Below are 17,033 nucleotides of genomic sequence, written 5' to 3'. Positions count from 1 at the left end.
ATGCTTGAGGTCAGCGACCTGAGGAAAAGCTTTGGCCGGCTGACCGTTGTCGACGGTGTTTCGACGACGGTCGCGGGCGGCGAGTGCCTGGGCGTGATGGGGCCGAACGGTGCCGGGAAAAGCACCCTGTTCGACCTTCTGGCGGGGGCGACGCCGGTGGATGGCGGGACGATCCGCCTGGATGGCAGGGATGTCACCGGGCTGCCGCCGGAAATTCGGGTGCAGGCCGGGATCGCCCGGGCGTTCCAGATCCCCAAACCCTTTCCGACGCTCAGCGTGCGCGAACATCTCGTGCTGGCGGCGTCGGCGGGGCAGGGGCTGCGCGGCGCGGCGCTGGCCGGCCAGGTCGACGAGGCGCTGGAACGCACCGGCCTTGGCGACAAGGCCGGCCGGACCGGGCGCGAGCTGCGGCTGCTCGATCGCAAGCGGCTGGAACTGGCCAAGGCGCTGGCCAGCGGGCCGCGGGTGCTGCTGCTTGACGAGATATCGGGCGGGCTGACCGAGCACGAGGTGCACGCCCTGGTGGACCTGATCCGGGGTCTGAAGTCGCCCGGCCTGGCAATCCTGTGGATCGAGCATATCGCCCATGCGCTGAAGGCGGCGAGCGACCGTATCCTGATGCTGCATCTCGGCCGGAAGGTGATCGAGGATATCCCCGATACCGTCACCCGCGATCCGCGCGTGCGCGAACTGTATCTCGGGCAGGCCCACCATGCTTGAGATCAGGGGGCTGGACGCGTTCTATGGCGATTTCCAGGCGCTTTTCGGGGTCGACCTGTCGCTTCAGCCCGGGCAGACGCTTGCGCTGATCGGTGCGAACGGCGCCGGCAAAAGCTCGTTCCTGCACGCGATCTGTGGGATGACGCAGGCGCGGGGCAGCGTGCGGCTGGGCGATACCGATCTTGCCGCCTTGCCGGCGGTCGGGCGCGCCGCGGCGGGTGTTGCCCTGTCGCCCGAGGGGCGGCGGATGTTCCTTTCGCTCAGCGTGCGCGAAAACCTGTTGATGGGCGCCAATGTCCGGCGTCGCGGTCCCTGGACGCTGGACCGCGTGACCGGCCTGTTCCCGATCCTCGGAGAGTTCGCCGACCGCCCCGCCGGGCTGTTGTCAGGGGGGCAGCAGCAGATGGTTGCGATCGGTCGCGCGCTGATGGCCAATCCGGCGCTTCTGCTGCTCGACGAGGTGTCGCTGGGCCTTGCCCCGGTCGTCGCGCAGGAGGTGCACGCGGCGCTGGCGATGCTGCGGGACCAGAGCGAGATGATCACCATCATGGTCGAACAGGATGTGAACCGCGCCATCGCGGCCGGCGACAGGTTCCTTTGCCTGCTCGAGGGGCGCGCGGCGCTCACCGGCCCCTGTGCGGGCGCCGACCTCGATGCCATCGGCCGCGCCTATTTCGGAGAGGACGACACATGATCTGGTTCGAAACCCTGTTCAGCGGGCTGACGTTGGGCGGGCTCTATGCTCTGTTCGGGTTGGGCCTGTCACTGATCTTCGGGGTCATGAAGATCGCCAATATCGCGCATGGCGAGCTTGTTATCGCGGGGGCGTTCCTGGCCTTTGCGGTGGTCGACCTGCTGCCGGTTCCGCTGTGGCTGCTGCTGCCGCTGGTCACGATGGGAATGTTCGCCGTCGGCTATGCGTTACAGAGCGCGCTGGTCAACCGGGTGCTTGGCGACGACCCGCTGCCGCCGCTCTTGCTGACCTTCGGCATTTCCATCGTGGCGCAGAACCTGCTGGTCGAGATATTCGGCGCCGACAACCGCGCGCTGGATCCGGGCTGGCTGGCCACCGCGCGGATCGGGCCGGTCTGGTTCCCGGTGGGGCTGCTGCCGCTGGGCACCCTGATCCTGACGGTGGTGCTGTTCGGTGTGCTGCATCTGGGGATCGGGCATACCCGCTGGGGCCGTATCGTGCGCGCCACCTCGGATGATCCCGCGCTGGTGGGGCTTTTCGGCGTGAAACGCCGCCGGGTGTTCGCGGTGGTCATGGGTGTGTCCGCCGCGCTGGCGGCGCTGGCGGGCGTGCTGCTGGCGATGCGCAGCTCGGTCACCCCGTTTTCCGGGGTCGAGCGGCTGCTGATCGCGTTCGAGGTCATTGTGATCGGCGGTCTGGGCTCGATCTGGGCAAGTCTTCTCGGGGGGCTGGCGCTGGGGCTTGTCCATGTCATCAGCTTTCGCCTCGACCCGGCCTCGGGGCTGCTATACGGGCATATCCTGCTGCTGGTGATCCTGCTGATCCGGCCCGAGGGCCTTGCGGGACGGAAGGTGACGCGATGAGGCCCGGTATCCTGCTGGCGGTTGCCGTCGTCGCGCTGGTCCTGCTGCCCTTCGGGGCGGATCGCGGGATGTTGTTCCTGGCCAGCGAAATCCTGGTGGTGGTGGCGTTGTCGCAGGCATGGAACCTGCTGGCCGGCTATGGCGGGCTGTTGTCGCCGGGGCATCATGGCTTCGTCGGGATAGGCGGCTACGCGCTTTACGTTCTCACGCGTGATCTGCCGGTGCATCCCTACATGGCGATACCGCTGGCCGGGATCGTCACGGCGGTGCTGGGGTTTTTGCTTGCGCCGATCCTGTTCCGCCTGCGCGAGGTCTATTTCGCGGTCGGAATGTGGGTCGCGGCCGAGATATTCCGCATCGTCGTCATGCGGTGGGATTACACCGGGGGCGCGGCCGGGCTGCCGCTGGCCGCCGCCCGCAGCCTGAACCGTGAATGGATGGGGGCGAGCGCCTACTGGCTGGCGCTGGCCGTGGCGCTTGGTGCGACCGCCCTTGTCTGGGCGCTGATGCGCAGCAATTTCGGATTGCGCCTGCGGGCGCTCAAGGATGACGAACTGGCCGCGCGTTCGATCGGCGTGGCGCCGCACCGGGTGCGGCTGGCGGTGTTCGTGCTGTCCGTCGCGCTGACCGGCATGGCCGGCGCGGTCAGCTTTCTGTCGGCGCTGTTCATCACGCCCGTCGCCGCCTTCGATATCAACTGGATGGTCACCATCGTCTTTGTCACCATCATCGGCGGCATCGGCCGGATTTCCGGCCCCTTCCTCGGTGCCGCGCTTTACTTCGTCCTGCGTGAAACACTGGCCTTTTCGTCGAGCTGGTACCTGGTTGCCCTCGGCGCGACGGCCGTCCTGGTGATGTTGGTCATGCCCGGCGGGCTTGCCGGGGCGCTGGATCGTCTGCTTTCCCGAAAATCCACGATGGAGACCCAGCCATGACAACGGCGTTCTACTTTGATGAAAAATGCCTTTGGCACTCGACCGGCGAACATGCGCTGATCCTGCCAGTCGGGGGATACATCCAGCCGCCCTCGGCGGGCGGGCACGCGGAAAGCCCCGAGAGCAAGCGGCGGCTGAAGAACCTGATGGACGTGTCGGGGCTGACCGGACATCTCGACGTCAAGACCGCCGAGCCCGCCGTCCGCGAGGACATGCTGCGGGTTCATACCGAAAGCTATATCGACGCCTTCCGGCAGATGTCGGATGCCGGTGGCGGCAATGCCGGGATCTATTCGCCCTTCGGGGCCGGCAGTTTCGAAATCGCCGCGCTTTCGGCCGGACTGGCCAGGCGTGCCGTGGCCGACGTGCTGACCGGGGTGAACGAAAACGGCTATGCACTGTCCCGCCCGCCGGGCCATCACTGCCTGCCCGAGCAGTCGATGGGGTTCTGCCTGCTGGCCAACATCCCGATCGCCATCGAAGCCGCCCGCGCGGATCACGGATTGGGCAAGGTGGCCATCCTCGACTGGGACGTGCATCACGGCAACGGCACGCAGGCCGTCTACTACGAGCGGGGCGACACGTTGACGATCTCGCTGCATCAGGAGGGATGCTTTCCCCCCGGGCAGGGCACCGTGGACGAATGCGGCGAGGGTGCGGGCATCGGCGCGAACCTGAACATCCCGCTGCTGCCGGGCGGCGGGCATCGCGCCTATCTGGACGCGATGGAATTGCTGGTGCTTCCCGCGATCCGGGCGTTCGGCCCCGACATGATCGTGATCGCCAGCGGCTTCGACGCCAACGCCTTCGATCCCCTCAGCCGGATGCAGGCCCATTCGGGCACCTTCCGGGAAATGACGCGGCAGGTGATGGAACTGGCCGAGGATATCTGCGGCGGCCGGGTCGTGGCCGTGCACGAGGGCGGCTATGCCGAGGTCGTGGTTCCGTTCTGCGGCCTGGCCACCATCGAGCAACTTTCGGGCGTTCGGACCGATGTCGTCGACCCGTTCGAAGAGATCACGGACGGGCAGCAATCGGCACCGGATTTCGACCTGTTCCAGCGCCAGCGCCTCGAAGCGCAAAGCAGATGGGCCGTAGGCTGACGAATATCGGTCCGTGCCGGATATGGGAGTGAACAGGACAGGGAGACCCTTGGCACGGGCCGTTCCCGCGGCGGCCCTCAGTGCCCTGTCGTTTCGAGGTAGAGCGACGATTTCCGCCCGGCCAGCGCGCCGATCCGCCCGGCGATCCATCCCATCGTGCGCGACAGTTCCAGCGCGGTTGCGCCGCCGGTCGGCAGCAGCAGCCCGGCCAGGACCACGGCCGCGACGGCCTTGGGCGGGACGGTGATCAGGACGGTCCATTTCGCGGCGGGAGTCTTCTCGATCTTGCGATGGAAATTCGTGGTCGACTGATCGCGTCCGCGCCGGAACTGGTACCAGAAATCCAAGCGCTCGGGCGGGATGCCCTCGTAGACGTGGGCATTACTGACCCAGGCGGTCGGCAGCCCTTTCGCCCTTGCTTCGGCATAGAACTTGGCGTCGGTGCCGCCGGTGAACCGCATGGTTTCGTCGAACCACAGGCCGTGCCCGGTGAAGATCGCCGTTTCGGCCAGCCAGTTGTTCGTGACGATGGTCGTCCTGCGCGTGCCCATCAGGTCCGACCGCCGGGCGGCGCGGCGCTCTTTCTTGAGGTAGCGCCGCCTGATGCAGGCATGCATCGCGCGCTGGCTGCGGGACAGGCCGGGCAGGGGTGGCCGGATCGCCAGCGGAGCACCAAGCAGGACCGCATCGCTGTTGCGGTATCCGTCGATCAGGTTTTTCAGCCATGCCGGATCGACGATCTCGTCGTCATCCACGAAAGCCAGCAGGTCATGGCCCGCCCCGATCGCCTCTTTCGCGGCGCGGTTGCGGCCGAAGGGGATGCCGGGCTCGGGTTCCAGCACGTAGTCCAGCCGGCATTCGCCGATCCGGCCGCCGCGCCGTGCGATCTCGTCGCGCGAACGGGGTTCGTCGTCATTCTCGACGATGAGGAAGCGCACCGTGCAATTCGCGGGCGGCACGAGGCCCCCGAAACTGTCGAGCAGTTCGGCAAGCATCGCGGGGCGTTGCCGTGTCAGCGCGGCCACCGTGACCCTCAGGTGCCGGTCGGTGCGTGGCGGTGCGCCCGCGACCAGCGGGGCGGCGTCGAGTTCGAAATCGGAATGGCGCGCGACGGTCATCGTCCTGTCCCCTGAATGCATGGTGGCGGCCCGAATGTTACGGCCGCACCGTTTCAGAACGGTGACACTTGCATGACGAGTTCATGAAGGTGCGATGCGATGCGGAAATTGCAAAAAGGGTTCGGTTATGTCCGAGTGCAAAACGGACGGACGGTCGTCGTTGTTTTATTGGATGGGATATCCCGGATATGTCGAAAATACGCGTTGGACAAAAAGGAACCCTTTTGTCAATGGTTTAGGGCTTTGCAACGCGCGCGGGATCGCCGCGAAATCCGCGGGAATCAGGGGTTCGGGGACGTGGCCCTGTGCTGCCATGCCAGGTTGTTGGCCAGCGCCGTCTCTATCCCGGCAAGCAGGTCCTTTTCGGAGACGGGCAGCCGCAGGCTGACATCGGCAATCGCGGCCCTGTGCGGATCGTCGTCGTGCCGGGCAAAATCGCTCGACAGCAGTATCACCGGCATCACGGGAACGGCCCGCCGCAGGAACCTGAGCCGTTCCACGGCGGCGACGAGCCCGATCTCGCGGTCCACGATATCGAGGTCCACGCAAAGCATCTGCCAGCGCGCCGGGTGATCGATCACCGCGCAAACGGCGGCGTTCAGGCTGCTGCATGTGTCGACATCGAACCCGGTATCGACAAAGACCATGTCGACGAAGATGTCGTCGACGGAACGCGATCCGCCAAACCGGTCATGGCCGACAATGAGCATTTTCGGTTTCAGCGGACGAGGGTTCGCCACGGTCCCGCCGTGCCGCATAGCCCTTGAGAAAAGACCCGGGATGAGGAGCCCCTCGGGCGTGCCTGACGCCGCCTGACGCCCCCCATTGCGGCAGTCGGAGGGCGGGGTGGGCCCGGCAGGATCGCGCAGTGCGCGCAACGCGAGCGGAAGCATCGGGGCGGCAAAGGTCACCGTGGCCCCGACCGCAACATATACGACGAACGCGGCCGGCAGGCCGAACCCGGCAAGCCCGCAAAGCACGGCCGCCGAAAGCCCCGCCAGCACGCCGAGGATCAACGATCCGACAAGCGGGACCGCCCCGGCGTCGTCGCCCGGCCCGGCGTCAAAAGGGGCCCTTTATGTCCTAACACAGAATGGATGGGCGATCTTCACGTTTTCAGGGCTCGGGACAATCGGCATGGCGAAAAAACACCCCGCGACAAAAAGGGCCCCTTTTGTCAACGCTATGGGTGGGATTCTATCTGAATTTTCTACCTATGGTCGTTTTTCCCGTCTGCGCGGACAATCCACCTGTGGCTGTCTTCGCGTCGATGCGGGGCGTCGGGGGCAGATTGACCGGATCAACAGGAGAAAGTTCAATGAACGTCGGATATGCACGGGTTTCAACGGATGACCAATGTCTGGATCTGCAGGTCGCGGCACTGGGGGCTGCGGGGTGCGACCGGATCTACGAGGATCACGGGGTTTCGGGGGCGCTGATGGACCGGCCCGGCCTTGCACATGCGCTGGACGCGCTGTCGGCAGGGGATCAGTTCGTCGTCTGGCGCCTGGACAGGCTGGGCCGGTCGCTGTCCGGCGTGGTGCAGACCGTCGATCTTCTGGCCCGCAAGAATGTCGAGTTCCGGTCCATTACCGAAGGTTTAGACACGACCTCGAATTGCGGCAGGCTGATCTTTCACATCATGGCGGCGCTGGCCGAGTTCGAGCGCGACCTGATCAGCGAGCGCACGAGGGCGGGGATGCGGGCGGCGATCGGCAGGGGCAAGCGGGTCGGCAGGCCGCCGGCACTGTCGGAACGGCAGTTGCAGGAAGTTTCGCACGAACTGGGGCGGCCGGTCCCCGACCTTTCGGGGCTTGCCGACCGGTTCGGCGTTTCGCGGCGGACACTGGCAAGGCACGTGAAGCGGCTGGAAGGCTAGGCCGGCAATGGTGCCGGTTCCGTACCGCTCTCGCGCCCGCCTGCCACGCGGTATGGAACCGGGGCGGGTCGCTGCGGGTTGGTATGGCGATTGACCCGATCGAAGGAGACCTATCATGCACCTGCGTCTGATCTCTGCCCTGTTCATCGCGCTACTGGGCCTTGCGGCCTGCGAAACCATCGAAGGCGCCGGCAAGGACATTTCGAAGGCCGGCAATACCATCAGCGAGGAAAGCCGCGAAACCCAGGACGAGATGTAGGGAACCCGCGGAACGGGAATCGTGCCTTGCGGGCCTGTCGTGTCTTGTCTCCGCTGCGTCGGCTCTGTAGCAATGTGCCGACAATGTCTGGGAGGATTAGTCATGACATCCATGTTCCGCAACCTTGCGACCGTCGGCGCCCTGACCCTGCTGGCGGCGCCCGCAGCCGCGCAGACCGAGGTGAAGATCGGCTATGCGCTTGCGCCCGACAGCCATTACGGCGTCGCCGCGCAGAAACTCGAAGAGGTCGTTCTGGCCGAAACCGGCGACCAATTCGCGTTCCGGCATTTCCCGTCCTCGGGGCTCGGCGGTGAGCGCGAGGTGATCGAGGGGCTGCAGATCGGCACGGTCGAGGCGACCATCGTGTCCTCGGGCACGCTGGCGAATTTCGTCTCGGATACCGGCGTTTTCGACATCCCCTTCCTGTTCCGCGACCTGACCCATGCGCGCACCGTGCTGGACGGGCCCATCGGGCAGGAGATCCTGGCCAAGTTCGACGATGTGGGGCTGCACGCGCTGGCCTGGGGCGAGCAGGGCTTTCGCCACATCACCAACAACCGTAATGCCATCGAGCATCCGCAGGACGTTCAGGGGCTGAAAATCCGCACGATGGAAAACCCCGTGCACCTGGCCGCCTTCGAGGCGATGGGCGCAGCACCGACGCCGATGGCCTGGCCCGAGGTGGTTTCCTCGTTGCAGCAGGGCGTGATCGACGGGCAGGAAAACCCGCTGTCGGTGATCGTGTCGGTCAAGCTGAACGAGGTGCAGAAATACCTGACCCTGTCTGGGCATGTCTATTCGCCGGCGATGCTGCTGGTGTCCAAGCCGTTCTGGGAAGGGCTGGACGACGATCAGAAAGCCGCCTTTGAAAAGGCCGCGACCGAGGCCGTGAGCGCGATGCGCGCCTATGTCGACAATGTCGAGACCTCGGGGGTCGAGACCCTGAAAGAGCGCGGCATGGAAGTGGGCACGCTGTCGGCCGAGGAAAAGGCCGAATTCCAGGCCGCGATCCAGTCCGCCTATGAGGGCTATTACGAGACCTACGGCAAGGAACTGGTCGACGCGATCGTCGCCACCGAGTAATACCCATGCGGCCGGCGCCCGGTGGCGCCGGCCCGTTCATTCCCGAAGGCGCCGCTTGCAGAGACTGGAACGCATATTCGTTGCGCTGAACGGTTGGGCGCTGATCGCCATGCTGTCGGCGATGGCCCTGATCGTCGGGGCGAACGTGACGCTGCGTTACCTGACGGCGCATTCGCTGCCCTGGGCCGACGAGGCTGCCCGCTACCTGATGATCTGGATGACCTTCGGCGGCGCGGGCCTTGCGCTGCGCGTCGGCGGGCACGTCGCCATCACCAACCTTCAGGATGCCCTGCCGGGCACGGGGGAACGGGTGCTTCGGGCGCTTATCGTCGTGACGCTGCTGGCCTTTTTCGGCTTCATGGTCTGGGTCGGCTGGCAATACGCGCTGCGGATGCAGTACCAGGTGACGCCCGCCATGCGGCTGCCGTTCCTTTACGTCTACGCGGCGATGCCGGTGGGGTTCGGGCTGCTGATCCTGCACCTGCTGCTGATCGCCCGCCCCCTGATAACGGCGGGCAAGTACAAGCGGATGGACGGAGCAAAGGCGCAGGACACACCGCTGCGGGGCAGCGCCAATGGCTGAGATCCTGTTTCCCGCGCTGTTCCTGCTGCTGGCACTGGGGTTGCCGGTAGCCTTCGCCATGGCGATTTCGGTCTTTCTCGCGCTCAGCTTCGGGTCGTCCTATCCGCACCTGGTCGTGGTGAAGGAGATGTTCGCGGGTCTCGACAGTTTCCCGCTGCTGGCGGTGCCCTTCTTCATCCTCGCCTCGGAACTGATGACCGGCGGCGCGGTGACGCAGGCACTGCTGCGGCTGGCGCAATCGCTGGTCGGGCATCTCAGGGGCGGGCTGGGCCATGCCAACGTGGTCAGCTCGGCGATGTTCGCGGGCATCTCGGGCAGTGCGCTGGCCGATGCCGCCGGGCCCGGCGCGATGATGATACGGATGATGGAAAAGGGCGGCTACGACCGAGGCTATGCCGGGGCGCTGACCATCGCCAGCGCCGTGGTCGGGCCGATCATCCCGCCCTCGATCACCATGATCATCTACGCCATGCAGGATCAGGAGGTCTCGGTCGGCTCGCTGTTCATGGCGGGTATCCTGCCGGGGCTTCTGATCACCGCGCTGGTGCTGGCCGCCAATGCCCGCGTCAGCCATGCCCGCGGCTATGCCAGCGGGGACGCGCAGCCGCCGCTGGCCGAAATCCTGCGCATCGCCTTTTACGCGCTGCCGGCGCTGTTCCTGATCGTGCTGATCGTGGGCGGCATCCGGTTCGGCGTGTTCACCCCGACCGAGGCGTCGGTCATCGCGGTGTTCTATGCGCTGGTCGTGGGGATGTTCGTCTATCGCTCGCTGCGGCTGCGCGATCTGCCCGCGATCATCCTGCGCGCGGCGCTGACATCGGCGGCGGTGCTGCTGATCCTCGGTGCGGCGCGGGCCTTTGCCTGGGTGCTGATCATCGAGGGCATTCCGCAATTCCTGGCCGAGACCATTATTTCCTGGGACCTGGCGCCGGTCGTTTTCCTTCTGGCGGTCAACCTGCTGCTGCTGGCCTTCGGGCTGTTCATGGACCCGCTGCCCGGCGTGATGATCCTGGTGCCGATCCTGGCGCCGATCAGCCATGCGCTTGGCATCGACCCCAACCATTTCGCCATCGTGGTGATCGTCAACCTGACCATGGGGCTGACCACGCCGCCGGTGGGCAGCCTGATCTTCGTCGTGTCCTCGACGGTGGATCTGCGCCCCTCGACCCTGATCCGCGAGATGCCACCGTTCTTCCTGGCGCAGCTTGCGGCGCTGTTGCTGATCACCTTCCTGCCGTTCCTGTCCACCTGGCTGCCCACGGCCAGCGGGTTCTGAGCGCGCTCAGCGCGCAAGGACAAGGGCGCGCAGGTCGTCCCCGGTCATGTCTGGGCGGGTGGTATAGGCGCTTAGAAGCGCCTCGAACCGGCTGAGATTGGCAAGGATCTCGGTCTGCTCCGAGGCGGTCAGCTCGCCGCGCAAAAGCTCGCGCGCGCTCATCACGATCTCGGGCTCCAGCCCGTTCGACAGCGTTTCCAGCGCCGAGCGGAGCGAGACCAGGTAGGTGCGCTGCAGGCGGCGCAGGCTGTCAAGTTCGCCGGTCAGCCGCCCGGCCAGGTCGCGCAGGGTGGCGCATTGCGCCTCGTCGCTGCACAGGCGGATCTGGTCGACGGTCTGATAGACGCTGGCGCGGCGGCGGGTGATCTCGGTTTCGCCGTCGGCCATCGCGCCGACAAGCACCGCGCCGTTCAGCAGCGTGGATTTCGCGGCCTCGCCGAAGGCGGCGCTGGCCTCTTCCTGCGCGCGGCGGAATTCAAGCTGCAACTCGGACAGCGAGGATTGCCGGCGGGGGTCGGTTTCCTCGTCGATGAGGGCGGCAAGGGTGCCCAGCGGGGTGTCGGCGGCGCCTTCGCTTTCCTCGGCGGTGGCGATCCAGCTGTCGCGGATGGCGCGCAGGGCGGCGTCCGACGCGGTGACGTGGCGCGACAGCACCAGGCGCAGGCCGAAGGTGTCCGAGGCAAGCGCGCTGCCGTCCGAGCCGCGAAACAGCGGGTATTCGGTGCGCTGCGCGGAATAGACCTGTTCGGGCGTCGACAGCACCGAGCCTCCGCGCGTCACCAGCCCGCCGACCTGCCCGTGCCGCCGCCCGATCGCGTTCAGGCGGAACGGCTCGAGCATCAGTTCCTCGGCATTGCCGTAAATGTCGTAAAGGCCCAGCGGGTTGGGCTGCGTCAGCCCCACCGGCAGCAGCTTGCCCCGGGCCGAACCGGGGGCGTTGAGCTTGGCGAAGTCGAGCATGTTGCCGTCGCCGAAGAAATGCCGCGAGGGAAAGATCGCCGGATCGACGGCGGCCCCGCCACGCGCGGCATATTCCCATTCGGCCTCGGTCGGCAGGCGCAGAAAGGCCAGCCCATCGGCGGCGGCGGGCAGGCTGTCGCGCGCCTCGGTCAGCAGCCATTCCGAATAGCTGCGCGACAGCGCCACCGCGTCGAACCAGGACAGTTCGCCCTTTGCGATCCGGTCGCGGCGGGCCGGGGCGGCGCAATCGCCGGCCAGGGCGCGGTACTGGCCCTCGGTCATCTCGTAGCGGGCGATGTAATAGGCGGTGTCGCCCGGGCTGTCGCCGGGAAAGGCGCCGCGCAGATAGGCGGTTTGCAGGTAGTCGGAATAGCCGGTTTCGGCCTGCGGCTGGCCGATGCGGAACCGCCTGTCGGCGATGGGGTTGCCCGGCTCGACCGGGACGGTGACGCGCTGGAACGCCATCGCCCCGCCGCAGGGCATCGGCAGCGTCAGGTCGGCGGGACTGCCCGCCGCGGCGGCGGGATCGTAAAGCTCGGGCTCCCATGGGGCGGGCGCCTCTTGCGCAGGGGCCTGCCCGGCTGTGGCCAGCAGGATGGCGATGGCAAGAAGCGGGCGCATCAGCTCTGCTCTCTCAGGATGGTGGCGGGATCGGTGCGCATGGCCGAACGCGCGGCGACAAGGGCGGCGGCGGTGACGAAGACCAGAACCGCCAGCGCGATCGCCATCGCCTCGGTCCCTGAGATGGTGACAAGGCCGCCGCGGTCGGTCAGCCCGGTATCGAACAGCCGTTCGGCGGCCCCGGCAGCCAGGTGATAGAGGCCGAAGGACACCGCAAGGCCGATCAGCGCCGTGACCAGCGCCTGCACCACCGGAAACAGCGAGATCAGCCGCGGCGGCAGGCCCAGAAGGCCCAGGTTGGCGATCATCCGGCGCTTGCGCGCGACCTCGCCCCAGAAGCCGAAGACCAGCGCGGCGGCAAGCCCGGTGGCGGCCACCCCGGCGGTCAGCGCCAGCGCCAGCCCCAGGTTGCGCCCCAGCCCGAGAACCGAGGCGACCTCGGCGGTGTCGGCCTGGGTGGCGATGGCAAAGCGCCGTTCGATCCGGTCCTGCAGGGGGCCGAGGCTTTCGAGATCGCGGGCATAGGCACGGATGCCTTCGAATGTCGCGTTGCGGCTGGCAAGCGGCTTGCCGGCGGTGATGCCGTGATCGGGCAGGGCGTATTCGTCATAGAACGCCTCGATCAGGTCGAGCATGGCGATGTCGCCCATCACCACGCGTCCCGTGATCCGCTCGGGCGGCAGCACGGCGGCGACGCGCGCGGGCAGCATCAACTGGCGCGGGCGTTCGGGCGCCTGGGTGAAAAGCTGAACCTCGGCCCCGGCGGCGACGCCAAGCTGCTGGGCCAGCGCGGCCGAGAGCACCACCTCGCCCGCGTTCAGCGCGGGCAACGGCGCGATCATCGGGTCGCCGGTGCCCGAGGGGGCGATGATCGCCTCCTGCTTGCCGCGCCCGCCGACCTCGCGCACGTTGACGTAATCGAAAAGCGACCGGGTCTTGAGCGTGGCGAACTGCACCTCGGGCCAGCCGCGCAGCTCGACCAGGTCGGCCTCGGTGAAGGCGTTGTTGCCGCTGGTGTCGATCTGCAGCGTCGCGGGATCGGACAGCAGTCTGCCCAGAAGCGCGTCGTAGACGCCGTTCCTGACGCCGAACAGCACCAGCAGCGGCACGATCACCCCGGCCAGGACCGCAACGTTGCACAGCAGGTAGACCCAGTCGCGCAGCAGGTCGCGCAGCGAAAGTTCGACAAGCAGCTTCATGGTGCGGGCCCCGCTGTGGCGGCGGGGCGGGATGCGGATGCCTCCAGCGGCGCAAGCTGGCTGGTGACGCGGTCCGGGTCGGTGTCGGGGATCAGGCCCAGCCGGTAGCGGGTCAGCGCGAAACTGTCCAGAAGCTCCAGGTCGTGCGAGGACACGACCACGGCGGTGCCCGTTTCGTCAGCGGCGCCGAACAGCAGGGCCATCGCCTCGGCCGCGTTCTCGGGGTCGAGCGCGGCGGTGGGTTCGTCGGCGATCACGAAACGCGGCCGGTGTGCAAGGGCGCGGGCGATGGACACCCGCTGGCGCTGCCCGATCGACAGGCGGTCGGGATGCAGCCGTGCCACGGGGCCAAGACCCAGCCGCCCGATCAGCGCCTCGATCAACTCGGCGTCGGGTCGCGCGGAAATGCGCTGCGACAAGGCGATATTGCCGCGCACGTCCAGAAAGGGCAGCAGCCCGCCGGTCTGCGGCACGAAGCCGAACAGGCGTCCGCGCAGGGGCGGGATCTGCGCCCGCCCGCGCCGGGTTTTCCACAGCGCGCCCAGATCCGTCTGCGCACCGTCGCGCAGCGCCGCAAGGTAGCGGCCCGCGCCGGGTGCGCGCAACAGGCCCAGCAGTTCCAGCAGCAGCGTCTTGCCGGTGCCCGACGGGCCGGTAAAGGCCACGCGCTCGCCCGGCGCCACGCGCAGCGCCGGGATTTCCAGCGTAAAGCCGCGCGCCCCGCTGGTCAGCGTCACCGAAAGACCGTCGATGTCGATCACCGGCTGCATCGGTTCAGGGCAGGATGTCGAAGGGCATGGCAAAGACATGCTCGCCATCGGGGGCATCGTCATAAAGCGCGGTCCAGACCGAGCTGTCATACAGCCACTTGCGGTACTGGGTCAGCTTCTGGCGCATCCCGTCCACGATGGCGCGGCGCTGCATGGCGCTTTCGGCCCAGCGGTCCTGGTCGATCTGCATGATCTGGCTGCGATAGGGCAGCCGGTCGAGATATTCCAGCGCGCCGCCCAGCGTGTCGGCATTCTGCGCCACCACGGTATTGGGGTCGGTGGCCATTTCGGCGATCACCGACTGAAGCTGGCTGAAGAAATTGGCCGCGTCCTCTTCGCCGCGGGTGGCCTCGGCCAGCGTGACGAGGTTTTCCAGCAACCGCGCCATGGTGGACATCTCGTTCTTGGTGACCAGCAGGCGCGGCTCGATGGCCAGGTTCGAGGGGTCTTCGGCTGCTTTCTCGGTCACCCAGCCCTCGATTACGTCGGGCGCGCGGGTGCCCTCGCGCGCGCCGAGATAGGCCAGCCGCAGCGCCGGGCCGAGATCGACAAGCTCTTGCGGGGCGTCGCCCTCGGACAGCACGGCGGCCTCGCCCATCGCATAACGGACATGATCGCTCAGCGCGGTGACAAGGGTGGTGACGGTCTGTTCGAACGCATCTTCCGAGCCACCCTCGATCGGGAAATAGAACTGCCGCCCGGCAAAGCGCGACAGCTCGCGATAGCGTGCGGCGGCGTAATCGTGCTGGGCCTCGCCGCCCGCCTGCGTCTTGAGGTGCAGCGTCAGGATCACGATGCCGCGCCCCTCGGCGTCGCGCTGGATCTCGACCGGGCCGATGGCCGAGCGCGCGTTCGGATCGCGCGGGTCCTTGGGCCCGGCATCGGTCACGAGAATGACGTAACGCGCGTCGAACGGATCGCCGCTCTCTGCCTGGGTCCAGTCGGTCTGGTCGATGGCGTCCTCGACCCCGGCAAGGCTGTCCTCGTTGAAGCCCGGCGAATTCGCGGTGGCGACCTTGGTATCGGCGATGGCCTGAAGCACCGGCAACTGGTTGATCCGCCGCTCCAGCGGGACGATCATCCTTGTGCGATAATCCAGCGCAGGCACCGCGTCGGTATTGTCGCGGAACGCCATCACGCCGAAATTCATCCGCTTGCCGATATCGGTGCCGTTGATGTCGTAGACGATTTTCGACAGCGCGGCCTGCGTGCGTTCGATATAGGGCTGCATGGATTGCGTCGTGTCGAACACGAAGACCACGCCGGCATCGAACTCGCCCGAAACGCCGGGGGCGCTGCTGGCCTCGGGCAGCTCGTCGTTCAGCGGCAGCGAGGCGACCTTCATCAGCAGGTTGTCCTCGTAGGTCATCGGGTGCAGGTCCTCGACGAAATCGAGGATCGGCATGAGGTAAAGCTCGTCACGGATATTGACGTAGTTTTCCGGCTCGATCGCCACCACCTCGTCCTCGGGGGCAAGCAGGCCCTGTTCGGCCTTTTCGATCAGCTGCGCCTCCATCTGGCGCACGGCCTCGTGTTCCATCAGCCAGCGCAGCCGGTCCTCGGACCCGAAGAGAAGCGAGCGTTCGCGGCCCGCCGGGTTGGTGAAGGCCGCGACGATGTTCTGTTTCCAGTCGACGACCGTGCCATCCGCGACCCAGCCGACCGGGCCGGACAGCGACGAGGGGCCGACCTGCGACCAGCCGTTTTCCCGCGCGAAGACGTAAAGCGGCTGGAAGGCCGGAAAGGTCTCGCCCGCCGCGCCGTCCGGTGCCGTGTGCAGCGTGGCGCCGGGACGGGTCAGCACCCGCTGGTAGACGGTGGTGGTGCCCTCGCGGACCAGCGGGCGCGCGGTCTGCGCCAGCACCGGCGCGGCCAGCAGCACCGTGAGAAGCATCCCGATTACGGTGTCACGCAGGGCGGCAGGAACGGTCGGAAGGCGGGTCATCGGGTGCAGAACTCCTCAACGGCGTTGCGGGCTTCGGTATCGGATTGTGCGCGCAGGGTGTCGCAGATCTCGGTCAGGCGCTGGGTGACGGCGGTGTTCCCGGCGGCCCTGGCGCGGGCGTAGTAATCGGCCGCCAGCGTCAGCCCGCCATTCAGCGAGATGCCGATCTGTTCCTCGACCGGACTGGAATTGACCTCGGGGTCGTAAAGCTCGGCCATCAGCGCCAGCGCATCCGCATCGCCCGAAACGGCGCCGTCCTCGATGATGGTAAAGGCGGTGTCGGCGTCGATCTGCCCGGCACAGCGCAGCATCAGCGCGCTGCGTTCGGCAAAGGGGGCCGAGGCAAGCGCGGCAAAGGCGTCGGCCGCGCAGGGGTTCTGCGGCTCGGGCGCGGGCGCGGGTTCGGGCGCGGCGGCGACGGGGGCGGGTTCCTCGACGGTGTCGGTCGGTCCCATCAGGAAGAACCAACTGGCGGCGAGCGCGGCAAGAACCAGCACCGCAAGGCCGATGAACAGCGGCGTGCGCGACCGGCCGGCCGCCCCGGCGGGCGGGTCCGCCACAGGGGCGGGCTCAGGGGTTGGTTCCGGCTCGGGTTCGGGGTCGGGCGCGGGCGTGGCGGGGGTGACGGTCTGCACCAGGTTGGGACTGGCCGGTTTGGGCTCGCTGCGGGCCACGTGCAGCCCGCCCAGCCGCGCCGCGCCGGGCAGCGGGAACACGTCGTCGGGCCAGTTCACCTCGCCCGACAGCTCGCCGACGGTCATTTCCAGAACCGCGTATTCCTCGATCTCGTTGACGATCTCGGGCCCGATCACCAGCCGCGCCTTGCCGTCCTCATGCGCGACGGGGTAGGGGCCAAAGCTGGCGCGCTCGGTCTGCCAGCCGCCTTCGCCGAGGTAACGCTCGGAAAAGGCGTCGAAAATCGTGACCGTGGCCTCTCCCTCGGGCAGTTTTGCCGGATCTGCGACGATCTCGGCATAGCCGCCATTGGGGCGTTTCGGGTCGGCGCGGACGTCAAGGCTCAATTC

The 17,033-nt window shown here is 67.3% G+C and carries 17 protein-coding genes; 10 read left to right on the top strand and 7 right to left on the bottom strand.

Annotated elements, in window-relative coordinates; all coding sequences use genetic code 11:
• Genes F3H87_RS11385 through F3H87_RS11365 form a run of 5 tightly spaced genes read left to right on the top strand, consistent with a single transcriptional unit; the run spans position 1 to position 4,315 of the window.
• Complete coding sequence (locus F3H87_RS11385) at positions 1-720, top strand: ABC transporter ATP-binding protein (protein WP_149788628.1); 720 nt, start codon at positions 1-3, stop codon at positions 718-720.
• Positions 713-1,414, top strand: a complete 702-nt coding sequence (locus F3H87_RS11380; RefSeq protein ID WP_149788629.1) for an ABC transporter ATP-binding protein — start codon at positions 713-715, stop codon at positions 1,412-1,414. Before F3H87_RS11385 ends, F3H87_RS11380 begins: the two co-directional genes overlap by 8 nt.
• On the top strand, positions 1,411-2,277 hold the full coding sequence (locus tag F3H87_RS11375; protein ID WP_149788630.1) for a branched-chain amino acid ABC transporter permease: 867 nt from the start codon (positions 1,411-1,413) through the stop codon (positions 2,275-2,277). The genes F3H87_RS11380 and F3H87_RS11375 overlap by 4 nt, the downstream gene beginning before the upstream one ends.
• Entirely contained in the window at positions 2,274-3,212 is a 939-nt protein-coding gene (locus F3H87_RS11370) for a branched-chain amino acid ABC transporter permease (protein ID WP_149788631.1), read from the top strand. Before F3H87_RS11375 ends, F3H87_RS11370 begins: the two co-directional genes overlap by 4 nt.
• The gene (locus tag F3H87_RS11365; protein WP_149788632.1) at positions 3,209-4,315 is read left to right on the top strand and encodes a class II histone deacetylase; all 1,107 of its coding nucleotides are present in this window, start codon (positions 3,209-3,211) and stop codon (positions 4,313-4,315) included. Before F3H87_RS11370 ends, F3H87_RS11365 begins: the two co-directional genes overlap by 4 nt.
• A gap of 77 nt (positions 4,316-4,392) precedes the next feature.
• On the opposite strand, the gene F3H87_RS11360 is transcribed toward F3H87_RS11365, so the two are convergent.
• Complete coding sequence (locus F3H87_RS11360) at positions 4,393-5,433, bottom strand: glycosyltransferase (protein ID WP_149788633.1); 1,041 nt, start codon at positions 5,431-5,433, stop codon at positions 4,393-4,395.
• Between the two features lie 281 nt (positions 5,434-5,714).
• Positions 5,715-6,449, bottom strand: a complete 735-nt coding sequence (locus F3H87_RS11355) for a response regulator transcription factor (protein WP_149788634.1) — start codon at positions 6,447-6,449, stop codon at positions 5,715-5,717.
• Between the two features lie 302 nt (positions 6,450-6,751).
• On the opposite strand from F3H87_RS11355, the gene F3H87_RS11350 reads away from it, so the two are divergent.
• The 5 genes from F3H87_RS11350 (at position 6,752) to F3H87_RS11330 (ending at position 10,513) form a co-directional block, all read left to right on the top strand.
• Positions 6,752-7,312: a recombinase family protein gene (locus F3H87_RS11350; protein ID WP_149788635.1), complete on the top strand. Its 561-nt coding sequence runs from the start codon at positions 6,752-6,754 to the stop codon at positions 7,310-7,312.
• A 115-nt stretch (positions 7,313-7,427) separates the two neighbouring features.
• On the top strand, positions 7,428-7,571 hold the full coding sequence (locus F3H87_RS11345) for an entericidin A/B family lipoprotein (protein ID WP_149788636.1): 144 nt from the start codon (positions 7,428-7,430) through the stop codon (positions 7,569-7,571).
• Positions 7,572-7,673: 102 nt separating this feature from the next.
• Positions 7,674-8,654, top strand: coding sequence for a TRAP transporter substrate-binding protein (locus F3H87_RS11340; protein WP_149788637.1), 981 nt, complete (start codon positions 7,674-7,676; stop codon positions 8,652-8,654).
• 55 nt (positions 8,655-8,709) lie between these two features.
• Entirely contained in the window at positions 8,710-9,237 is a 528-nt protein-coding gene (locus tag F3H87_RS11335) for a TRAP transporter small permease (RefSeq protein ID WP_149788638.1), read from the top strand.
• The gene (locus F3H87_RS11330; protein WP_149788639.1) at positions 9,230-10,513 is read left to right on the top strand and encodes a TRAP transporter large permease; all 1,284 of its coding nucleotides are present in this window, start codon (positions 9,230-9,232) and stop codon (positions 10,511-10,513) included. Before F3H87_RS11335 ends, F3H87_RS11330 begins: the two co-directional genes overlap by 8 nt.
• A gap of 6 nt (positions 10,514-10,519) precedes the next feature.
• Here the strand turns inward: F3H87_RS11330 and F3H87_RS11325 are convergent, their stop codons facing one another.
• The 5 genes from F3H87_RS11325 to F3H87_RS11305 are packed head-to-tail and all read right to left on the bottom strand — an operon-like array spanning position 10,520 to position 17,030.
• Positions 10,520-12,094: a formylglycine-generating enzyme family protein gene (locus F3H87_RS11325; protein WP_149788640.1), complete on the bottom strand. Its 1,575-nt coding sequence runs from the start codon at positions 12,092-12,094 to the stop codon at positions 10,520-10,522.
• Positions 12,094-13,293 (bottom strand): ABC transporter permease family protein, encoded by a 1,200-nt coding sequence (locus F3H87_RS11320; protein WP_149788641.1) that lies wholly within the window; start codon positions 13,291-13,293, stop codon positions 12,094-12,096. Before F3H87_RS11320 ends, F3H87_RS11325 begins: the two co-directional genes overlap by 1 nt.
• The gene (locus F3H87_RS11315) at positions 13,290-14,063 is read right to left on the bottom strand and encodes an ABC transporter ATP-binding protein (RefSeq protein WP_149788642.1); all 774 of its coding nucleotides are present in this window, start codon (positions 14,061-14,063) and stop codon (positions 13,290-13,292) included. The genes F3H87_RS11320 and F3H87_RS11315 overlap by 4 nt, the downstream gene beginning before the upstream one ends.
• A gap of 4 nt (positions 14,064-14,067) precedes the next feature.
• Entirely contained in the window at positions 14,068-16,008 is a 1,941-nt protein-coding gene (locus tag F3H87_RS11310; RefSeq protein ID WP_223228036.1) for a vWA domain-containing protein, read from the bottom strand.
• A complete protein-coding gene (locus tag F3H87_RS11305) occupies positions 16,005-17,030 on the bottom strand; it encodes a hypothetical protein (protein ID WP_149788643.1) in 1,026 nt (341 codons plus the stop codon). Before F3H87_RS11305 ends, F3H87_RS11310 begins: the two co-directional genes overlap by 4 nt.
• Between the last annotated feature and the right edge of the window lie 3 nt (positions 17,031-17,033).

This window comes from Lutimaribacter pacificus, from assembly GCF_900142185.1.
Lineage (GTDB): Bacteria > Pseudomonadota > Alphaproteobacteria > Rhodobacterales > Rhodobacteraceae > Lutimaribacter > Lutimaribacter pacificus.
The sequence above is the reverse complement of the archived record's forward strand: the minus strand, read 5'-3'. Positions and strand labels throughout refer to the sequence as shown.